The organism is Intestinirhabdus alba, assembly GCF_009711095.1.
Lineage (GTDB): Bacteria > Pseudomonadota > Gammaproteobacteria > Enterobacterales > Enterobacteriaceae > Intestinirhabdus > Intestinirhabdus alba.
Genome location: NZ_WMJZ01000013.1, coordinates 89192 through 104783, shown reverse-complemented (window position 1 = coordinate 104783; position 15592 = coordinate 89192). Strand labels below are relative to the sequence as shown.

Genomic DNA, 15592 nt, shown 5'->3' with positions numbered 1-15592 from the left:
GTTGGCTGAATCAGGAGCGATAACTCATGAAATCGTTAACGCCAATGCAGGCCGCATCCTGGGTCGGCAGACAATCGCCTCTGGCATTAGGAGGCGTTGCCGCCCATTTATACGCCGAATTCGACGGCGGGATCGTCGATCTCCCCCGCTTCCGGGAGGCGGTCGCCGCCCTCTACGCCCGTCACCCCATGCTGCGCCTGCGTCTCACCGACGACGGGCAGCAGCGGGTGGTGGCCGAGTGCCCGCCACCGAAAATTGACGACCTGCGTAATGCCGCGGCCAGGGTCGTCCGGCAGCGGCTGGCGGAAAAGCGGCGGCGAATGGAGAACCAGCAGCTTCTGCGCGACACCGGTCGCCCCTGCGAAATCAGCCTGACGCTGCTTCCGGATAACCGCAGCCGCCTGCATATCGATCTCGATATGATCGCCGCCGATGCGCAGTCATTCCGCATTGTGGTGGAGGATCTGGCGCGATTTTACGCCGCCCCCCCGCGCCGCATCACGCCGGTTATGGACGTCGCCTGGTTTCACTATCTGGAGCAGCGGGCAGCCGCACCGCATCTGGCCGCCGCCAGAGAGCGGGACCGCGCCTGGTGGCAGGCGCGGCTGGCAGCCCTGGCACCGGCTCCCCGCCTTCCCTGCCCCGGCCATGCCTGCCGGAGCCGCAGATTGGCCGTTCGCCTTAACGCCCGCAGCAGCCGGGCGCTGCGGGACTGCGCCCGTCGGCATCATCTGACGCTCAGCGCCCTGTTTCTGTCGCTATTTACCCTGACGCTAACCAAAGCGCTGGCCCAGCCATCGCTGCGCATTAACGTGCCCACATTTTTCCGCGATCCTAATCTGCCCGGCGGCCGGGAGACGGTGGGCGATTTTACCGATCTGCTGCTGTTCAGCGGCGAGCTGCGCCCTGAACGCTCTTTACTGCAGCACTGTGAGCACACAATGGCGCAGCTGCACGAGCTTATCGGCCACGCGGGCTATTCCGGCATCAGCGTTATGCGCGATCTCTCCCGCCTGCACGGCACGCTGCAATATTCACCGATTGTGTTTACCGCCGGGTTTGGCATTGCCGGCGAAACGCTGTTTTCCAGGCGGGCAGAGCAACAGCTGGGCAAGCTGGCGTGGGTGACGTCCCAGGGCCCGCAGGTGGCCCTCGACGTCCAGCTGGCGTGGCTTGCCGACGAAATCCTGATTAACTGGGACATTCGCGCCGACGCCTTTCTGCCGGAGCAGCCCGGGCGTATGTTCCGACACTTTCATGAGCTGGCCGCAAGGCTGGCGCTGGCTCCTCACGACATCACTCAGCCGGTGGCCCGCTGGCTGGCTCCCGGGAGACAGCCCCCTATTGATACCCCAACCAGGGAGGAGAAGATGGCGCAACCCCTGACACCTCTGCAGCAGGCTTATCTGCTGGGGAGAAGCGAGCAATGGCCCCTCGGCGGCGTCGCCATGCACGACTTCAGAAGCTTTCGCGGGCCGCTCGATCCGGTGCGCTTTCGCGCCCGGCTGGCGGAGCTGATCGCTCACTTCGCCGCTCTGCGTACCGTTATCGACGTGGAACGCCAGCAGCAGTCTGTCCTGGAGAGCATCACTCCGCCTCTGGAGGAGCACGACCTGCGCGACAGCCCCCCGGACGCGGCGGAGGAGCAGATCCACCGGCTGCGTCAGCGCTACCGGCAGTACCGTCACGATCCCGCCTCTCCGCCCTGGCGAATCGTGCTGATCGCCCTGCCCGGCGGCGAAGAATATCTGATTTTTACCAGCTTTGATGCGCTGATCCTCGACGGTCAGGGGATCTCCTGGGTGATTGCCCGCCTGTTTGACGACCGGCCGCTGGGGCGCATGGCTGCGGACAACGCCCCGCCGCCCTCCGCCGATACTCCGGCGCGCGAGCGTGCCAGGGCGTGGTGGCGAGACGCGCTGGCGGAGGCAACGCCGCCCCGGCTACCCTGGCGACAGCCTCTGGAGGAGATCGTCTCACCGCGCTGGCGGCGCGAAGAGTGCCTTCTCGACGCCGACGTGCTGAAGCGCCTGACCCGCCCTGGCGCGGCGCAGGGATTGTTCGCCAACAGCGTGCTGTCGACCATCGTGCTGGATACCCTGGCGCTCTGGACAGAAGACGAAACCCTGCTGGTGGGGGTGCCCGTTATTCTTCCCGACCCGGCGCAGCAGCCCGCCAACCGGTCGACCTTTATCGCCGTCCGCTACCGGCGCGGTGACGCGCTGCCCGAAAGCGCCCACCGCCTGCAGGAGGCGATTCTCGGCGGGCTGCAGCATACGGAGTGGTCCGGAGTCGATCTGGCGCGCCAGCTGACCTCGCGCGAATCACGCGGGCCGGCGCTGCCGGTTATTCTGACTAACGGCATGGCCTGGGAGACGCTCCCCGCCGGTTCACCGCTGCGGCAGGAAGAGGGGCTGACGCAAACCCCGCAGGTGGCGCTGGATATCCGGCTGATATGCGATGCCGGGCGCAATCTGCTGCTGACCGCCGACTTCGTTGAGCAGGCGCTGGCACCGGAGCAGATCCGCGAGATGCTCGACGCCATACGCCGCCGCATGGCGCTTATCGTGGAGAAAGAAACCCTGATGGCACCGGTAAGAGACGCGCTCGCTTACGCCCATTACCAAGCGAACAGCCCGCTGTCGGCGGCCGTTGAGTATGATTTTCTCGGCCATATCGCCCGTAATCTGTTCTCCGCGCCCCGAAACGGCACGGCGCTAATCTGCGGCGAAATGCGCTGGAGCTGGACACAGCTGGGCGAGCGGGTGGCCAGCGTGGCGAACGGGCTGCTGGCGCGCGGCCTGACGCCGGGTAGCGTGGTGGCTATTTATCTGCCACGCTGCCCGGAGCACGTAGTGATATCAATCGCCTGCGCCCTGCTCGGGCTGATACGGGTGCCGGTGGACATTAACTCTCCGGCCCGGCGTACACAGTATCTGCTGGAAAACTGTCGGCCCAATCTGACCATCTGCCGCGAGGCGACGAACGTTCCCGGTGCCGTTACGCCGCAGTCGCTGGAGACGGAGAACCCGATCCCCCCCGCCTTTACCGGAAAGAGCGACGACCAAAGCCCCGCCTACTATCTCTATACCTCCGGGACGACGGGCAAGCCCAAGTGCGTGGCGCTGCACAACCGGGCGACGGCCAACGTGCTCGGTCAGACCCTTGCCAGCTGGGCGGTGAGCGATAGCGACGTCTTTCTCTCCGTCACCCCGCTGCACCACGATATGTCGGTTTTTGATCTGTTCGCCCCGCTCTGCGTCGGCGCAACGCTGGTGCTGCCGGCGGAACATCAGGAAAAGGACGCCATCAGCTGGAGCAGGCTGGTGGCCCAGCACCGCGTTACCCTGTGGTGCTCCGTACCGGCGATTCTTAAAATGCTGCTCGACTGCGCCTCGCCGGAGCAGCTCGCCTCCCTGCGCCTGATTGCGCAGGGAGGTGACTATATCAAGCCGTCGGTTATCCAACGGCTGCGCGCCGCCTCGCCCACCCGGCGGCTGATTTCACTTGGCGGCCCAACGGAAACCACCATCTGGAGCATCTGGCATGAGGTGTCCGCCAGCGACGTGACGCACATCCCGTACGGGCGACCGCTGGCGGGCAACTGCTACTTTATCTGCCACGACGGCGGCGAGCACTGCCCCCGCGGCGTGCCCGGACGCATCTATACCGCCGGGGTAAACCTGGCCTGCGGCTATGTCGAGGACGGCGAGCTGGTGCAGCACGATTTCGTCGAGGTGGTCACCCCGCAGGGCTCGACGATACGCAGCTTCCGCACCGGCGACATTGGCTGTTACCGGGAGGATGGCGCAATACTTTTTGCAGGCCGTATCGGTGGCTATGTGAAAATTCGCGGCGTGCGCGTTTCGCTGCCGGAAATTGAAGAGGCCCTGCGCCAGCACGAAGCCATCCGGGACGTGGTAGTGGTGGATTACGCGCCGGGCGGCGGGCAGGAAACCGAGCTGGGCGCGGTCTGGCTGGCTGCCGACGACAGGCAGCCCACCGTCGCGGAGCTGCGCGCCTTCGCGCAGCGCTATTTGCCCTGTACCCATATACCCGCCCGCTTTATTACCAGAGAGCGCTTCCCGCTGTCGGCCAATGGCAAGATCGATCGCCACACCCTGCGCGCAGAGCTGGCCGGGCTTCACGGAACCCCGTCTGCTGCACCCGGTGTCCCGGCAGAGAGGGCATCGCCTCAGCGGAAAATTCTGGCGATCTACTGCACGGCAATCGGCCTGACGCCGCGCCCGGAATGGAACGACGAGGTGCCGTTTACCGCCATGGGGCTGAAGCTCAGCCATCTGAACGCCGTCCGGGAGAGGCTTCACGCCGAACTGGGCCTGCAGCTGTCGGGAGCCGAGCTGATGAAGTGCAAAAACGTCCGGGACGTCTGCGCGCTGCTCCCCTGACCCATCGCGCCGCCGGTCGATTTACCGGCATCCGGCGGCGTTCTTGCATTACAGATGAAGCGTAGCGCCCGGCGAGGATGCCGTGCATAAATAATCGATAAGGCTCTGCACCTCCTCATCGGGCGTCATGTCACCGCCCATCCCCGCCTGCGCATCGATATCGACATGCAGCTGGCTGCCGTCCGCGCGTCCGCGCCAGGTGATGTTAAAGCCGTCGCCCGGCCCGCTGGCCAGCACTTCCCGCTCCGCCTCGCAGCCGAAAAAAACCGGCGGATCGAAGGGCAGCACGTTAATCAGCGGCGAGAAGAAATAGCGCATCCCCTTGCCGATTCCCCGCTCGGCGGCCAGCGTTTCAACGCGATACCGGCCGTGCAGCCGCAGGTCGTGGAGCGATTTCGCCAGCCGCTGAACATACTCAACCACCGGCTCCCGTTTTTTAAAGCGGATAAACAGCGGCAGAATATTTACCGCCAGCGCGGGCGTGTTGGCCGCCACCGCGCCGCGACGATTCATCACCGGCACCCAGACCGGCAGAACATCACCGCGGAGCGCCTCCGGCAGCCGCAGAGCCATCCACGCAGCAGACAAAGCCAGCAGCGCGTCGGGCCAGCCCACATCGCTGCGCTCCGCCAGCGCCATCAGGCCACTGCTGAACGGGGGAGAGAGCTGCGCCTCGCCGTGCAGGCCTGCCGCCCCGTAATCTTCCCCTCCCTTGCGTAATACGGGCAGCGGCGGCGCGCCCGCCAGGAGGTGATGCCAGTATGCGCGATCGCGACACATTTTCTCTCCCTGGGCATACTGCCGCTCCTCGTGCAGAAACGCCGAAAAGGAGCCAAAAGGCTGGCCGGGAGCGGCCTGCCCGCAGGCGGCCCGGTACAGCTCGGCGCAGCGGTGTTCAATCAGCGCCATGCCGAAGCCATCCACGATAATATGGTGCGCCCGGATATAGATAATGTAGCGATCGGCGGCCAGGCAGATTAGCCAGACGGCGGCCAGCGGCTGGCGCAGCAGGTTGAGCTGGCCGTCAATATCGCCCTGCATCATCGCGTCGGCGACGGCCTGCGCCGATGCGCGCTGTCGCAGATCGATTGTCCGCAGCGGCGGGACATGTGCCGGATCGCAGCGCTGAACGGGATCCGCATGGCGATCGGCCCGGTGAAACTGAATGGAGAAAACGTCTGTTTCTTCAATAACCTGGCGCAGCGCCGCCGCCAGCGCCGCTTCATTGACGGCCCCCCGCAGGGTAATGCGGTGGGCGACGGTTGAAACCGGCTGATATGGGTGAAATATAAACTCTTCCCAGAAATCAAATTGCGCCGGCGTAAGCGGCGACCAGCGGCCGTCCTGAATGGTTTCTGTCATTTTCCCTACCTTTTTAATCTAGCCTGCGAAACTGCGGCGGCGCTCTTCAGCGCGGCGGCTTCCCGAACTGCAGATAACGTGACGACAGGCTCAGATTAAAAGAGAGAAGGATATTGTTATTTTGACCACCGGGCCGGGGCTGCGCGCTATGCTATTTTTCGCTCACCTCCTCAGCGAAGAGGCCACAAACGATACAGAAGGAGCCAGCCACGCAGCGCCGTCAGGCGCTGAAGCCCCTGGCGGATAGCCGTTATCGTTACGGCAACAATGAAAATAATAATCATTTACAAAACAGAGTGCAAGGGACCGCCTGGCGATAAACCTGCGCAGATCGGACAGCAGAGCGGAGGGGAAAAGGCAAGCGGCTGCCCGGGCCATAAACCGGCCGGGCAGCCTGAAGCAGGCGATAACTCAGTTAAAGACCATACCGCCATCAATAATCAGCGCCTGTCCGGTCATATAGTCGGAGTCCGGGCCGGCCAGATAGGAGACACATGCCGCCACGTCTTCTGATTCAGAAATACGGCCGAGGGTGACGTTCTTCGCCCACTGCTGAAGCCCCCATTCCAGGGACTGTCCGTTTTCATCGGCGACCTTTTGAGCAATCCCTTCCATCATCGGCGTACGCACAATCCCCGGGCAGTAGGCGTTGACCGTGACTCCGAATTTTGCCAGATCTTTAGCGGCAGTCTGGGTGATGCCGCGTACGGCAAATTTGGTGGCCCCATACACCGCCAGGTCAGGGTTGCCGACCTGACCCGCCTGGGAGGAGGCATTGATGATTTTCCCAACGACGTCGCCCGCTTTTGCCGGAGTTCTCTTCTTAAAGTGCTTTAACGCAGCCTGAATGCCCCAGTAAACGCCACCGACGTTGACGTCAAAGACCTTATGGTAAAGTTCCGGGGTAATCTCCTCAATGGGCGTGGTCGGGCCAAGGCCCGCGTTATTGATCATCACATCAATACGACCAAATTTTTCCACAACCCGATCGACCGCTGCAAAAACCTGCTCCCGGTTGGCAACGTCAACGACAACCGCCAGCGCCTCGCCGCCCGCCTCTTCGATCAGTTTAACCGTTTCCTGGGCCGATTCGCCGTTAAAATCCAGACTACCAATTCTGAAGCCGTCCTTAGCCAGACGCAGCGCCACCGCTCTGCCGATACCCTGACCAGCACCTGTTACTACGGCAACTTTTTTCTCTGCACTCATGTTTTTGTCCTCTTCAGATTACATCAGCGATCTTTCCTAAAGGCATCGCATTTTTGATCGAACGTCAGGCCAAACCATACACCCTAACAATCATTAACAAAACAATAATAGACTAAAGAAATAAGCACCGCTGTAAACCTTCTTTTCCGTTTATATAAACTGAATGAAGGCGGCAAAAAGCTAAGATTTGATAACGAAAACCCGGCGGAAAGCGCGCGTTGGCAATGCGTCGGGCGGCGGCCCGCGGCGTGGATTAACAAAGTCGCGGCTAACTGACCGGCATAAGAGCAGCACGGTCAAACACCGCTATTTTCGGCCAGGGAACGCGGACGGTAAGCCAGGGGCAGAATGAAAAGTAGCGCAATCCAGACGACAGTATGGACGGGCAATTGCCGGAATGCTGAAAAACATACAAAAAAAACCTCAGATAACAACGTTATCTGAGGTTTGTATCTGGCGGAAGCGCAGAGATTCGAACTCTGGAACCCTTTCGGGTCGCCGGTTTTCAAGACCGGTGCCTTCAACCGCTCGGCCACACTTCCGGAATGAGGCGCACTATAAACATCCCGATGCGCCATGTAAAGCCCGAATATGTTTATTCGCCTGAAAAACAGACAAAAAAATAGTTAATTGCCCGAACCATCGGTGATTTGACTATTTTATCGACATCCGGGAAGGGAGAAGCCTACCCTGTGGATTAACCCGGCCCTTATCGCTTCATCAGAGGATGGGCCGCCAGACCTTCCGGCTGAGATTTAAGCACAAGCGACGCGGTGGAGTCGCTACGCGCCCCCTGTCAGGCATCCGGTGTGCAACTCAGTTTTGGCGGTTGTTCACCAGTTTCACTATGGCAAAACCCTCCCGTTACAGGTCGCGGATAATGCCAGTTTATCGCAAGGGCAGCGTTTTTTTCCGACACGGCAGGATGACGAAAATAAAACGCTAAAGCCCTGCAAAATCAACTGCGTAAAGATGGGTAAAACCGCTGGGGTGCCGCAGCGGATTACATTATCCTCTGTCCTTAATTACATCTGTCATAAGAGAGTGACTCATGGATCGTATTGTTAGTTCATCGCATAACCGCACATCGCTGCTCAGCACCCATAAAGTGCTGCGCAATACCTACTTCCTGCTGAGCCTGACGCTGGCGTTTTCTGCGATTACCGCTACCGCCAGCACCGTACTGATGCTGCCGTCGCCGGGCCTGATCCTGACTCTGGTCGGCATGTATGGCCTGATGTTCCTGACCTATAAAACAGCTAACTCGCCGGCCGGAATTTTGTCCGCGTTCGCCTTTACCGGCTTCCTTGGTTACATTCTGGGGCCTATTCTTAACGCCTACCTGTCCGCAGGCATGGGCGACGTCATCGGCATGGCGCTGGGCGGTACAGCGCTGGTCTTCTTCTGCTGCTCGGCTTACGTTCTGACCACGCGCAAAGATATGTCCTTCCTCGGCGGTATGCTGATGGCGGGGATCGTGGTGGTGCTGATCGGGATGGTGGCTAACATCTTCCTGCAGCTTCCGGCCCTGCATCTGGCGATTAGCGCCGTGTTTATCCTGATTTCTTCCGGGGCGATCCTGTTTGAAACCAGCAATATCATCCGTGGCGGTGAAACCAACTACATTCGTGCCACCGTTAGCCTGTATGTCTCGCTGTACAACATCTTCGTCAGCCTGCTGAGCATTCTGGGCTTCGCCAGCCGCGACTAACGCCTCGCACCTCTGCTATTCCGGCCCCGCTTATGCGGGGCTTTATTTTTTGCTAAACTGACGGCCGTTTGATTAAGGCAGTGAAACGTTATGCTGATTTTTGAAGGTAAAGAAATCGAAACCGATAGCGAAGGCTATCTGCAGGACTCCACGCTGTGGAGCGAACCGATGGCGATCGCCATTGCGGATAAGGAAGGAATTACGCTCTCTGCGGAGCACTGGGAGGTGGTGCGTTTTGTACGCGACTTCTATCTGGAATTTAACACCTCCCCCGCTATTCGTATGCTGGTAAAAGCGATGGCTAACCGATTCGGTGAAGAGAAAGGCAACAGCCGTTATCTGTATCGCCTGTTTCCAAAAGGCCCGGCCAAACAGGCTACCAAAATCGCCGGCCTGCCTAAGCCGGTGAAATGTATTTAATAGCGAATACTAAAATCATTTAACTCCTCGCCAGGGCGATACGGTTCACTGAGAACCCGGTCCACCCTGGCCGAACGCGGCCCGCCCTCTTTCAGCCATGCCAACAGCATCTTCACCCGCTCCGCTTCGCCGCAGGCCACCACCTCCACGCTGCCGTCGTCCCTGTTCTTTGCGTAACCGGTCAACCCAAGCCTTTGCGCTTCCTGCCGCGTGGTGTAGCGAAATCCCACCCCCTGAACCCGGCCATATACCCAGGCTATGATACAAACGTTCGACATCGCCGTTCTCCTTAAATACTCCGGGGCGCGTTGCAAACCCGCGTAAAACTCAGGACAATGACGCCCATTTCTTTGAAGCGACAGAATAACAAATTATGAGTGTACGTTTAGTGTTAGCCAAAGGGCGTGAAAAGTCATTACTTCGCCGCCATCCGTGGGTCTTTTCCGGTGCCGTTGCACGTATGGAAGGCAAAGCCAGCCCTGGTGAAACCATCGATATTGTCGATCATCAGGGCAAGTGGTTAGCGCGTGGCGCTTACTCGCCGGCTTCGCAGATCCGCGCGCGCGTCTGGAGCTTCGAGCCATCGGAATCCATTGATATCGCCTTCTTTACCCGCCGCCTGCAGCAGGCGCAGCGGTGGCGCGACTGGCTGGCAAGTCAGGACGGGCTGGACAGCTATCGCCTGATCGCCGGGGAATCCGACGGCCTGCCGGGCGTGACCATTGACCGCTTCGGCAGTTTCCTTGTGCTGCAGCTGCTCAGCGCCGGGGCGGAGTATCAGCGTGCGCCGCTGATTAGCGCACTGCAGTCTCTTTATCCGGAATGCGCGATTTACGATCGCAGCGACGTGGCGGTACGGAAAAAAGAGGGAATGGCACTGACCCAGGGAGCGGTGACGGGCGAGCTTCCGCCCGCTCTGCTGCCCATTACCGAGCACGGTATGAAGCTGCTGGTGGATATTAAAAGCGGCCATAAGACCGGCTATTATCTCGATCAGCGCGACAGCCGGCTGGCGGTCCGCCGCTATGTGGCGGATCGGCGGGTGCTCAACTGCTTTTCCTATACCGGCGGCTTCGCCGTTTCAGCGCTGCTGGGCGGGTGCCGCCAGGTGGTCAACATTGATACCTCTCAGGAAGCGCTGGATATTGCCAGACAAAACGTTGCGCTGAACCAGCTTGATTTAAGCAGGGCCGAATTCGTTCGCGACGATGTTTTCAAAGCGCTGCGCGCCTATCGCGACAGCGGCGAGAAATTTGACGTTATCGTCATGGACCCGCCAAAGTTCGTGGAGAATAAGAGCCAGCTGATGAGCGCCTGCCGCGGCTATAAGGATATCAATATGCTGGCGATCCAGCTGCTGAACCCCGGCGGCGTACTGCTGACCTTCTCCTGCTCGGGCCTGATGACCACCGACTTATTTCAGAAAATCATCGCCGACGCCGCTGTCGACGCCGGTCGTGATGTACAATTTATAGAGCAGTTCCGTCAGGCCGCCGATCACCCGGTAATCGCCACCTACCCGGAAGGGCTGTATCTGAAAGGATTTGCCTGTCGCGTCATGTGACTTGAAAACGGGAGTTCCATCCCTATATAAAAGGTACTCATACCCCGGGAGGTGACAATGATTGCCAGCAAATTCGGCATCGGCCAACAGGTCCGCCATTCCCTGCTAGGTTACCTCGGAGTGGTCGTGGATATCGATCCGGAGTATTCGCTCGAAAAACCGTCGCCCGACGAGCTGGCGGTTAACGACGAACTTCGCGCCGCTCCCTGGTATCACGTAGTGATGGAAGACGATGAGGGTCAGCCGGTACATACCTATCTGGCCGAGGCCCAGCTAAGTAGTGAAATGCGGGAGGAACACCCCGAACAGCCGTCCATGGACGAGCTGGCGCGGACCATTCGCAAACAGCTTCAGGCACCGCGCCTGCGCAACTGAGCCTTCGCCGGCCGGATGGCTTATCCGGCCGCTTTCTGTAACGTCAGGCCGGATACACCCTCGCTATCCGGCGCTATTTTTTTGCCGGCTTCACCAGGCGTGGGATCTCTATCGCCGGGCAGCGGTCCATCACCACATTGAGACCCGCCTCGCGCGCCAGCACCGCCGCCTGTTCATTAATGACCCCCAGCTGCAGCCACAGCGTCTTCGCACCAACGGCGATAGCTTCCTGCGCCACGCTCCATGCCGCCTCTGAATTACGAAACACATCTACCATATCGATCTTTTCCGGCACCTCGGCCAGCGTTGCGTAGCCCTGCTGGCCAAGCAGCGTGGTTCCCGCCACCTTCGGCGCGACCGGAATCACCTTATAGCCCTGTTCGAGTAAATATTTCATTACCCGATAGCTGGGACGATCGGGTTTATCGCTGGCCCCAACCAGCGCAATGGTCCTGGTGGAGATTAAAATATCGGCGATTTCAGACTCTTTCATACTCTTTCTCCAGGCTGTTTTGCCAAGTGTACGACAAACCTGACAACCCAACCATTCGCACGATATGAACGGATGAGGGCAAAACTAAAAAACAGGTCTATATGTTATTAAATATTATTGTCGAAAAATTTTGATACATCTTTGGCAGGCAGCCTTTGGACAGGAGAATCCTATGAAAGCCGGCGTTGTTACAATATTAATTGCGTTGTGTTTGCCGGTAACCGTCGCTGCCACCACGCTCCGCCTCTCCAGCGACATCGTTCTGCTGGTGCTGGACGGCAAAAAAGTTTCCAGTTCACTGCTGCGTGGTGCAGAGAGTATCGAACTGGAGAACGGCCCGCACCAGCTGGTGCTGCGGGTTGAAAAAACGGTTCGCCTCGCAGGTAACGAAGAGCGGTTCTATATTTCACCGCCGCTGGTGGTAAGCTTCGATACCCGGCGAACGACTAAGGTCAATTTTCAGCTTCCGCGGCTGGAAACAGAGCGTGAGGCCAGCCACTTTGACGCCGCACCGCGCCTCGCGCTGCTCGATGGCGATGCCATGCCCATTCCGGTAAAGCTCGATATTCTCGCCATCACCTCTGCCGCAAAGGCGATCGATTATGAAAACGAGACGGAACGCTACAACAAAGCGGCAAAACGCGCCTCGCTGTCGCAGTTCGCCACGACGATGGCCGATGACAGCGCCCTGCTCTCTGGAATTTCCGAACTGAACGCGATACCGCCACAGTCGCAGACGCTAACGGAACAGCGGTTAAAATACTGGTTTCAGCAGGCTGACCCGCAGACGCGCAATCATTTTTTACGGTGGGCGCAGAAGCAACCTCCCTCATAATATCCGACGCCAGAAGACATTTTTCGCCTCTTTCTCTTGCAGCACCGGGCACTTGCAGTACTCTGTAGCAGGATTAACTACGGAACGGAAATATGGAACTAACGACTCGCACCTTGCCAGTGCGCAAACATATTGCGCTGGTTGCACACGATCACTGCAAACAGACGCTGATGAACTGGGTGGAACACCACCAGCCGCTGCTGGAAAAACACGTGCTCTACGCCACGGGAACGACGGGAAACCTGATTCAACGCGCCACGGGAATGGACGTTACCGCGATGCTGAGCGGCCCGATGGGCGGCGATCAGCAGGTTGGCGCGTTAATCTCGGAAGGCAAAATCGACGTGCTGATTTTCTTCTGGGACCCGCTTAACGCCGTGCCGCACGATCCGGACGTTAAGGCGCTGCTGCGTCTCGCCACGGTCTGGAATATCCCGGTTGCCACCAACGTCGCCACGGCGGACTTTATCATTCAGTCACCGGGCTTCAACGACTCGGTGGAGATCCTGATCCCCGACTATCAGCGCTACCTGGCCGGGCGTCTGAAATAAGCGAGCAGGCGGCGTCTGCCGCCTGTTTATCAGGGCTTTCTCGCCGTCGGCACGTCCAGCGCCTTAAGCACCTCCACAAAACGCGACGGGTTAGCCTTGTTAAACAGCAGCCATACCCGATGCCGTGCGCGCGTCAGGGCCACGTAGAGCAGCCTTCGCTCCTCTGCGTCCGGGAAATCCTCCGCCGGGGGAAGCAGCGCCTCCTCCATAACGGATTCACGTGCGGAGGCCGGGAAACCGTCCTCTCCTTCCCGTAATCCCAGAATAATCACATAGTCCGCCTGCTGGCCCTTGCTGGCGTGAATGGTCATAAAATCGAGCCGCAGCTTTGGCCAGCGGGTCGCCGCCTTCTCAAGGGCGGCGGGCTTCAGATGATGGTAGCGCGCCAGCAGCAAAATACGCTCCTCCGGCCCGGCGTAGCCGGAAAGATTATCAAGCAGCGCATCCAGCTGGGTTTCATCCAGCAGGGTCACCGCCTTCTTGTCTCCGGTAGTCAGGCTGTTTAGCGGCTTTGCAAGCTGATGCGGGTTCTGCTGAATAAAGCGGTTAGCAATTTCGCCTATCCGGCTATTAAACCGGTAGGTGGTATCCAGATCGCAGCGATCGCCTTCACCAAAGCTGTCGTGGAAGGCGGTAGTCAGCGAGAGCTGTGCGCCGCTGAAGCGGTATATGGCCTGCCAGTCATCGCCGACGGCAAACAGCGAGGCGTGGGCGTTTTGCTTACGCAACGCCGCCAGCAGCTCGGCGCGCTGGGGCGAAATATCCTGAAACTCATCCACCAGGATATGCTTCCAGGGGCTGATAAAGCGCCCTTTCTCCAGAATGTTAATCGCCTGGTGAATCAGACCGGCAAAATCGACGGCGTTCTCCGCTTTCAGCGCGCTCTTCCATGCCTTCAGCAGCGGGGCCAGCAGCCTGACCCGCTTGCCGAACAGATCGCGGATCGCCTCCGGCGCGCTGGCGATGGTCTCCGCCTGCGTCCCGCCGTGCGTGCGCAGCAGGCTTATCCATCGGTCCAGCCGCGGTGCCAGACGGCGCTGCAGCTTTTCATCATCCCAGAAGTTACCTCCAGGCACTGCCCACTGCATCTCCTCTTCCAGCCACAGCCGCCAGCCTTTGGCCTGGGCTTTTTTCTCGCTGCACTGCTGTCGCCAGGCGGTGATAAAGAGCTTATGCCGCCCGGCGGTGTCGTTCTCCAGCCGGGTGATAACCGGAGCCTTTTTACTGCCCTGCTGAATAATATAAAGCGCCAGCGAGTGGAAGGTTCGTGCGGTAATCTCTTCAGTATGCAGCCGCTCACGGATGCGTTCGTCCATCTCCTGCGCCGCCCTGCGGCCAAACGCCAGCAGCAGGATCTGATCGGCCGCGGCTTCTCCCCGGGCCAGCAGCCATCCGGCACGCGCCACGAGCACTGAGGTTTTGCCGCTTCCCGCGCCTGCCAGCACCAGCAGCGATCGTTCGCCGTTGACCACCGCCCTGGCCTGAGAAGGGTTAAGCGGCGAAGACTCAATTTGCTGGAAGAACGCGGCGTACTCTTCGAGCATCGCCCCGGTATAGGCCTGGTTATGTTTTAGTCGGCAAGCTTCGATATCCTTCAGCCACGCCTGACACTGCGCTAACGCCTCGCGGCAGTGGTCAAACTCCTCCAGCCGATCGAGCGGCAGCGGCAGTGCCTCAAACGCGCGCTCAATCTGCTGCTGCAGGCCCGCCGTCTGCTCGCGGGTCAGCCAGCGGTTTTCGCCGGTGCGGGCGGCAATAGCCGCAACCTGCTCCTGCAGCACCCCGGCCGCGATCTCGCTCATCTCCTGGCTCCACTGCTGCCAGCGAGCGTTGAGCTGATGATAAAAGCGCTGTGTTTCCGCCCACTCGATACCATGGAGGCGAACGACTTTTTCATCGGGCAGCACGAATTCCAGCTCTCCCCACACCAGGCCACGCTTGCAATGAATCGCCAGCAGCTGATTGAAAGGAATAAGATATTCATGGCTATCACCTGAGACCTTCACGCCGGCATGAAGAATGGCGGCCCTGTCGTAGGGGTGTTGCGCCAGGCGTTTTCCAAGTGACGTTGCTTTCAGTTCCATATCGCAGCCGATCCAGACGTAAGAATTTGCTGCTCAGTGTACCCGCCAGAGAAAACGTGCTCCAGCCCCAAAAAACGTTACAATTGCCAGCTATGACAGAAAAATGGCGTTTACCGGAGACCTATGCGTACCGTACTGAATATTTTAAATTTCGTGCTCGGCGGCTTTGCCACCACCTTCTGCTGGCTGCTGGCGACGCTAATCAGCATTGTGCTTATCTTTACCCTGCCGCTGACCCGCTCCTGTTGGGAGATTACTAAGCTGTCGCTGCTGCCTTACGGTAATGAGGCCGTTCACGTCGACGAACTTAATCCGGCAGGCAGAAATACGCTGTTAAACACCGGCGGGACGCTGCTTAACATTTTTTGGCTGGTGCTGTTTGGCTGGTGGCTCTGCCTGATGCATATTGCCTCTGGCATTGCCCAGTGCTTTACAATAATCGGCATTCCGGTAGGCATCGCCAATTTTAAAATCGCCGCGATCGCCCTGTGGCCGGTCGGCCGTCGCGTTGTTTCCGTAGAAACCGCGCGGGCGGCGCGCGAAGCCAGCGCCCGCACCCGCTTTCAGTAACCGGGGCGG

The 15592-nt window shown here is 59.6% G+C and carries 13 protein-coding genes and 1 tRNA gene; 8 read left to right on the top strand and 6 right to left on the bottom strand.

The features are described from left to right. The first annotated feature begins 26 nt into the window (after positions 1 to 26). Entirely contained in the window at positions 27 to 4409 is a 4383-nt protein-coding gene (locus GJV78_RS11160) for an amino acid adenylation domain-containing protein (protein WP_155108421.1), read from the top strand. Between the two features lie 48 nt (positions 4410 to 4457). On the opposite strand, the gene GJV78_RS11155 is transcribed toward GJV78_RS11160, so the two are convergent. The 3 genes from GJV78_RS11155 to GJV78_RS11145 form a co-directional block, all read right to left on the bottom strand. Continuing rightward, on the bottom strand, positions 4458 to 5771 hold the full coding sequence (locus tag GJV78_RS11155) for a condensation domain-containing protein (protein ID WP_155108420.1): 1314 nt from the start codon (positions 5769 to 5771) through the stop codon (positions 4458 to 4460). A gap of 411 nt (positions 5772 to 6182) precedes the next feature. After that, on the bottom strand, positions 6183 to 6980 hold the full coding sequence (locus GJV78_RS11150; RefSeq protein WP_155108419.1) for a (S)-acetoin forming diacetyl reductase: 798 nt from the start codon (positions 6978 to 6980) through the stop codon (positions 6183 to 6185). 454 nt (positions 6981 to 7434) lie between these two features. After that, positions 7435 to 7522, bottom strand: a tRNA-Ser gene (locus GJV78_RS11145). Positions 7523 to 8031: 509 nt separating this feature from the next. On the opposite strand from GJV78_RS11145, the gene yccA reads away from it, so the two are divergent. Beyond that, the gene (yccA, locus tag GJV78_RS11140) at positions 8032 to 8691 is read left to right on the top strand and encodes an FtsH protease modulator YccA (protein WP_155108418.1); all 660 of its coding nucleotides are present in this window, start codon (positions 8032 to 8034) and stop codon (positions 8689 to 8691) included. Positions 8692 to 8781: 90 nt separating this feature from the next. Continuing rightward, on the top strand, positions 8782 to 9111 hold the full coding sequence (gene tusE / locus GJV78_RS11135; RefSeq protein ID WP_155108417.1) for a sulfurtransferase TusE: 330 nt from the start codon (positions 8782 to 8784) through the stop codon (positions 9109 to 9111). Here the strand turns inward: tusE and yccX are convergent. Then, positions 9108 to 9389: an acylphosphatase gene (gene yccX / locus GJV78_RS11130; RefSeq protein WP_155108416.1), complete on the bottom strand. Its 282-nt coding sequence runs from the start codon at positions 9387 to 9389 to the stop codon at positions 9108 to 9110. The two genes, tusE and yccX, sit on opposite strands and share 4 nt — an antisense overlap. Before the next feature lie 95 nt (positions 9390 to 9484). Here yccX and rlmI point away from each other — a divergent pair, with 95 nt between their 5' ends. Continuing rightward, positions 9485 to 10675 carry a 23S rRNA (cytosine(1962)-C(5))-methyltransferase RlmI gene (gene rlmI / locus GJV78_RS11125; RefSeq protein ID WP_155108415.1) on the top strand — a complete coding sequence of 397 codons (1191 nt, stop codon included), beginning with the start codon at positions 9485 to 9487 and terminating at the stop codon, positions 10673 to 10675. A gap of 57 nt (positions 10676 to 10732) precedes the next feature. Further along, positions 10733 to 11050, top strand: coding sequence for a heat shock protein HspQ (hspQ, locus tag GJV78_RS11120; RefSeq protein WP_155108414.1), 318 nt, complete (start codon positions 10733 to 10735; stop codon positions 11048 to 11050). A gap of 73 nt (positions 11051 to 11123) precedes the next feature. On the opposite strand, the gene GJV78_RS11115 is transcribed toward hspQ, so the two are convergent. Beyond that, a complete protein-coding gene (locus tag GJV78_RS11115) occupies positions 11124 to 11543 on the bottom strand; it encodes a CoA-binding protein (RefSeq protein WP_155108413.1) in 420 nt (139 codons plus the stop codon). Between the two features lie 172 nt (positions 11544 to 11715). Here GJV78_RS11115 and csgI point away from each other — a divergent pair, with 172 nt between their 5' ends. Further along, positions 11716 to 12378: a curli synthesis inhibitor gene (csgI, locus tag GJV78_RS11110; RefSeq protein WP_155108412.1), complete on the top strand. Its 663-nt coding sequence runs from the start codon at positions 11716 to 11718 to the stop codon at positions 12376 to 12378. Between the two features lie 92 nt (positions 12379 to 12470). Continuing rightward, positions 12471 to 12929, top strand: a complete 459-nt coding sequence (gene mgsA / locus GJV78_RS11105; RefSeq protein WP_155108411.1) for a methylglyoxal synthase — start codon at positions 12471 to 12473, stop codon at positions 12927 to 12929. A 29-nt stretch (positions 12930 to 12958) separates the two neighbouring features. Here the strand turns inward: mgsA and helD are convergent, their stop codons facing one another. Continuing rightward, positions 12959 to 15013, bottom strand: a complete 2055-nt coding sequence (gene helD / locus GJV78_RS11100; RefSeq protein WP_155108410.1) for a DNA helicase IV — start codon at positions 15011 to 15013, stop codon at positions 12959 to 12961. A gap of 123 nt (positions 15014 to 15136) precedes the next feature. Between helD and GJV78_RS11095 the strand changes: the two genes are divergently transcribed. Further along, complete coding sequence (locus GJV78_RS11095) at positions 15137 to 15583, top strand: YccF domain-containing protein (protein ID WP_155108409.1); 447 nt, start codon at positions 15137 to 15139, stop codon at positions 15581 to 15583. Positions 15584 to 15592 lie beyond the last annotated feature (9 nt).

What these genes read in the sequence shown, in the direction of transcription:
- GJV78_RS11160 (WP_155108421.1), top strand. Translation starts at nt 27, where the DNA reads ATGAAATCGTTAACGCCAATGCAGGCCGCATCCTGGGTCGGCAGACAA.
- GJV78_RS11155 (WP_155108420.1), bottom strand. Translation starts at nt 5,771, where the DNA reads ATGACAGAAACCATTCAGGACGGCCGCTGGTCGCCGCTTACGCCGGCG.
- GJV78_RS11150 (WP_155108419.1), bottom strand. Translation starts at nt 6,980, where the DNA reads ATGAGTGCAGAGAAAAAAGTTGCCGTAGTAACAGGTGCTGGTCAGGGT.
- yccA (WP_155108418.1), top strand. Translation starts at nt 8,032, where the DNA reads ATGGATCGTATTGTTAGTTCATCGCATAACCGCACATCGCTGCTCAGC.
- tusE (WP_155108417.1), top strand. Translation starts at nt 8,782, where the DNA reads ATGCTGATTTTTGAAGGTAAAGAAATCGAAACCGATAGCGAAGGCTAT.
- yccX (WP_155108416.1), bottom strand. Translation starts at nt 9,389, where the DNA reads ATGTCGAACGTTTGTATCATAGCCTGGGTATATGGCCGGGTTCAGGGG.
- rlmI (WP_155108415.1), top strand. Translation starts at nt 9,485, where the DNA reads ATGAGTGTACGTTTAGTGTTAGCCAAAGGGCGTGAAAAGTCATTACTT.
- hspQ (WP_155108414.1), top strand. Translation starts at nt 10,733, where the DNA reads ATGATTGCCAGCAAATTCGGCATCGGCCAACAGGTCCGCCATTCCCTG.
- GJV78_RS11115 (WP_155108413.1), bottom strand. Translation starts at nt 11,543, where the DNA reads ATGAAAGAGTCTGAAATCGCCGATATTTTAATCTCCACCAGGACCATT.
- csgI (WP_155108412.1), top strand. Translation starts at nt 11,716, where the DNA reads ATGAAAGCCGGCGTTGTTACAATATTAATTGCGTTGTGTTTGCCGGTA.
- mgsA (WP_155108411.1), top strand. Translation starts at nt 12,471, where the DNA reads ATGGAACTAACGACTCGCACCTTGCCAGTGCGCAAACATATTGCGCTG.
- helD (WP_155108410.1), bottom strand. Translation starts at nt 15,013, where the DNA reads ATGGAACTGAAAGCAACGTCACTTGGAAAACGCCTGGCGCAACACCCC.
- GJV78_RS11095 (WP_155108409.1), top strand. Translation starts at nt 15,137, where the DNA reads ATGCGTACCGTACTGAATATTTTAAATTTCGTGCTCGGCGGCTTTGCC.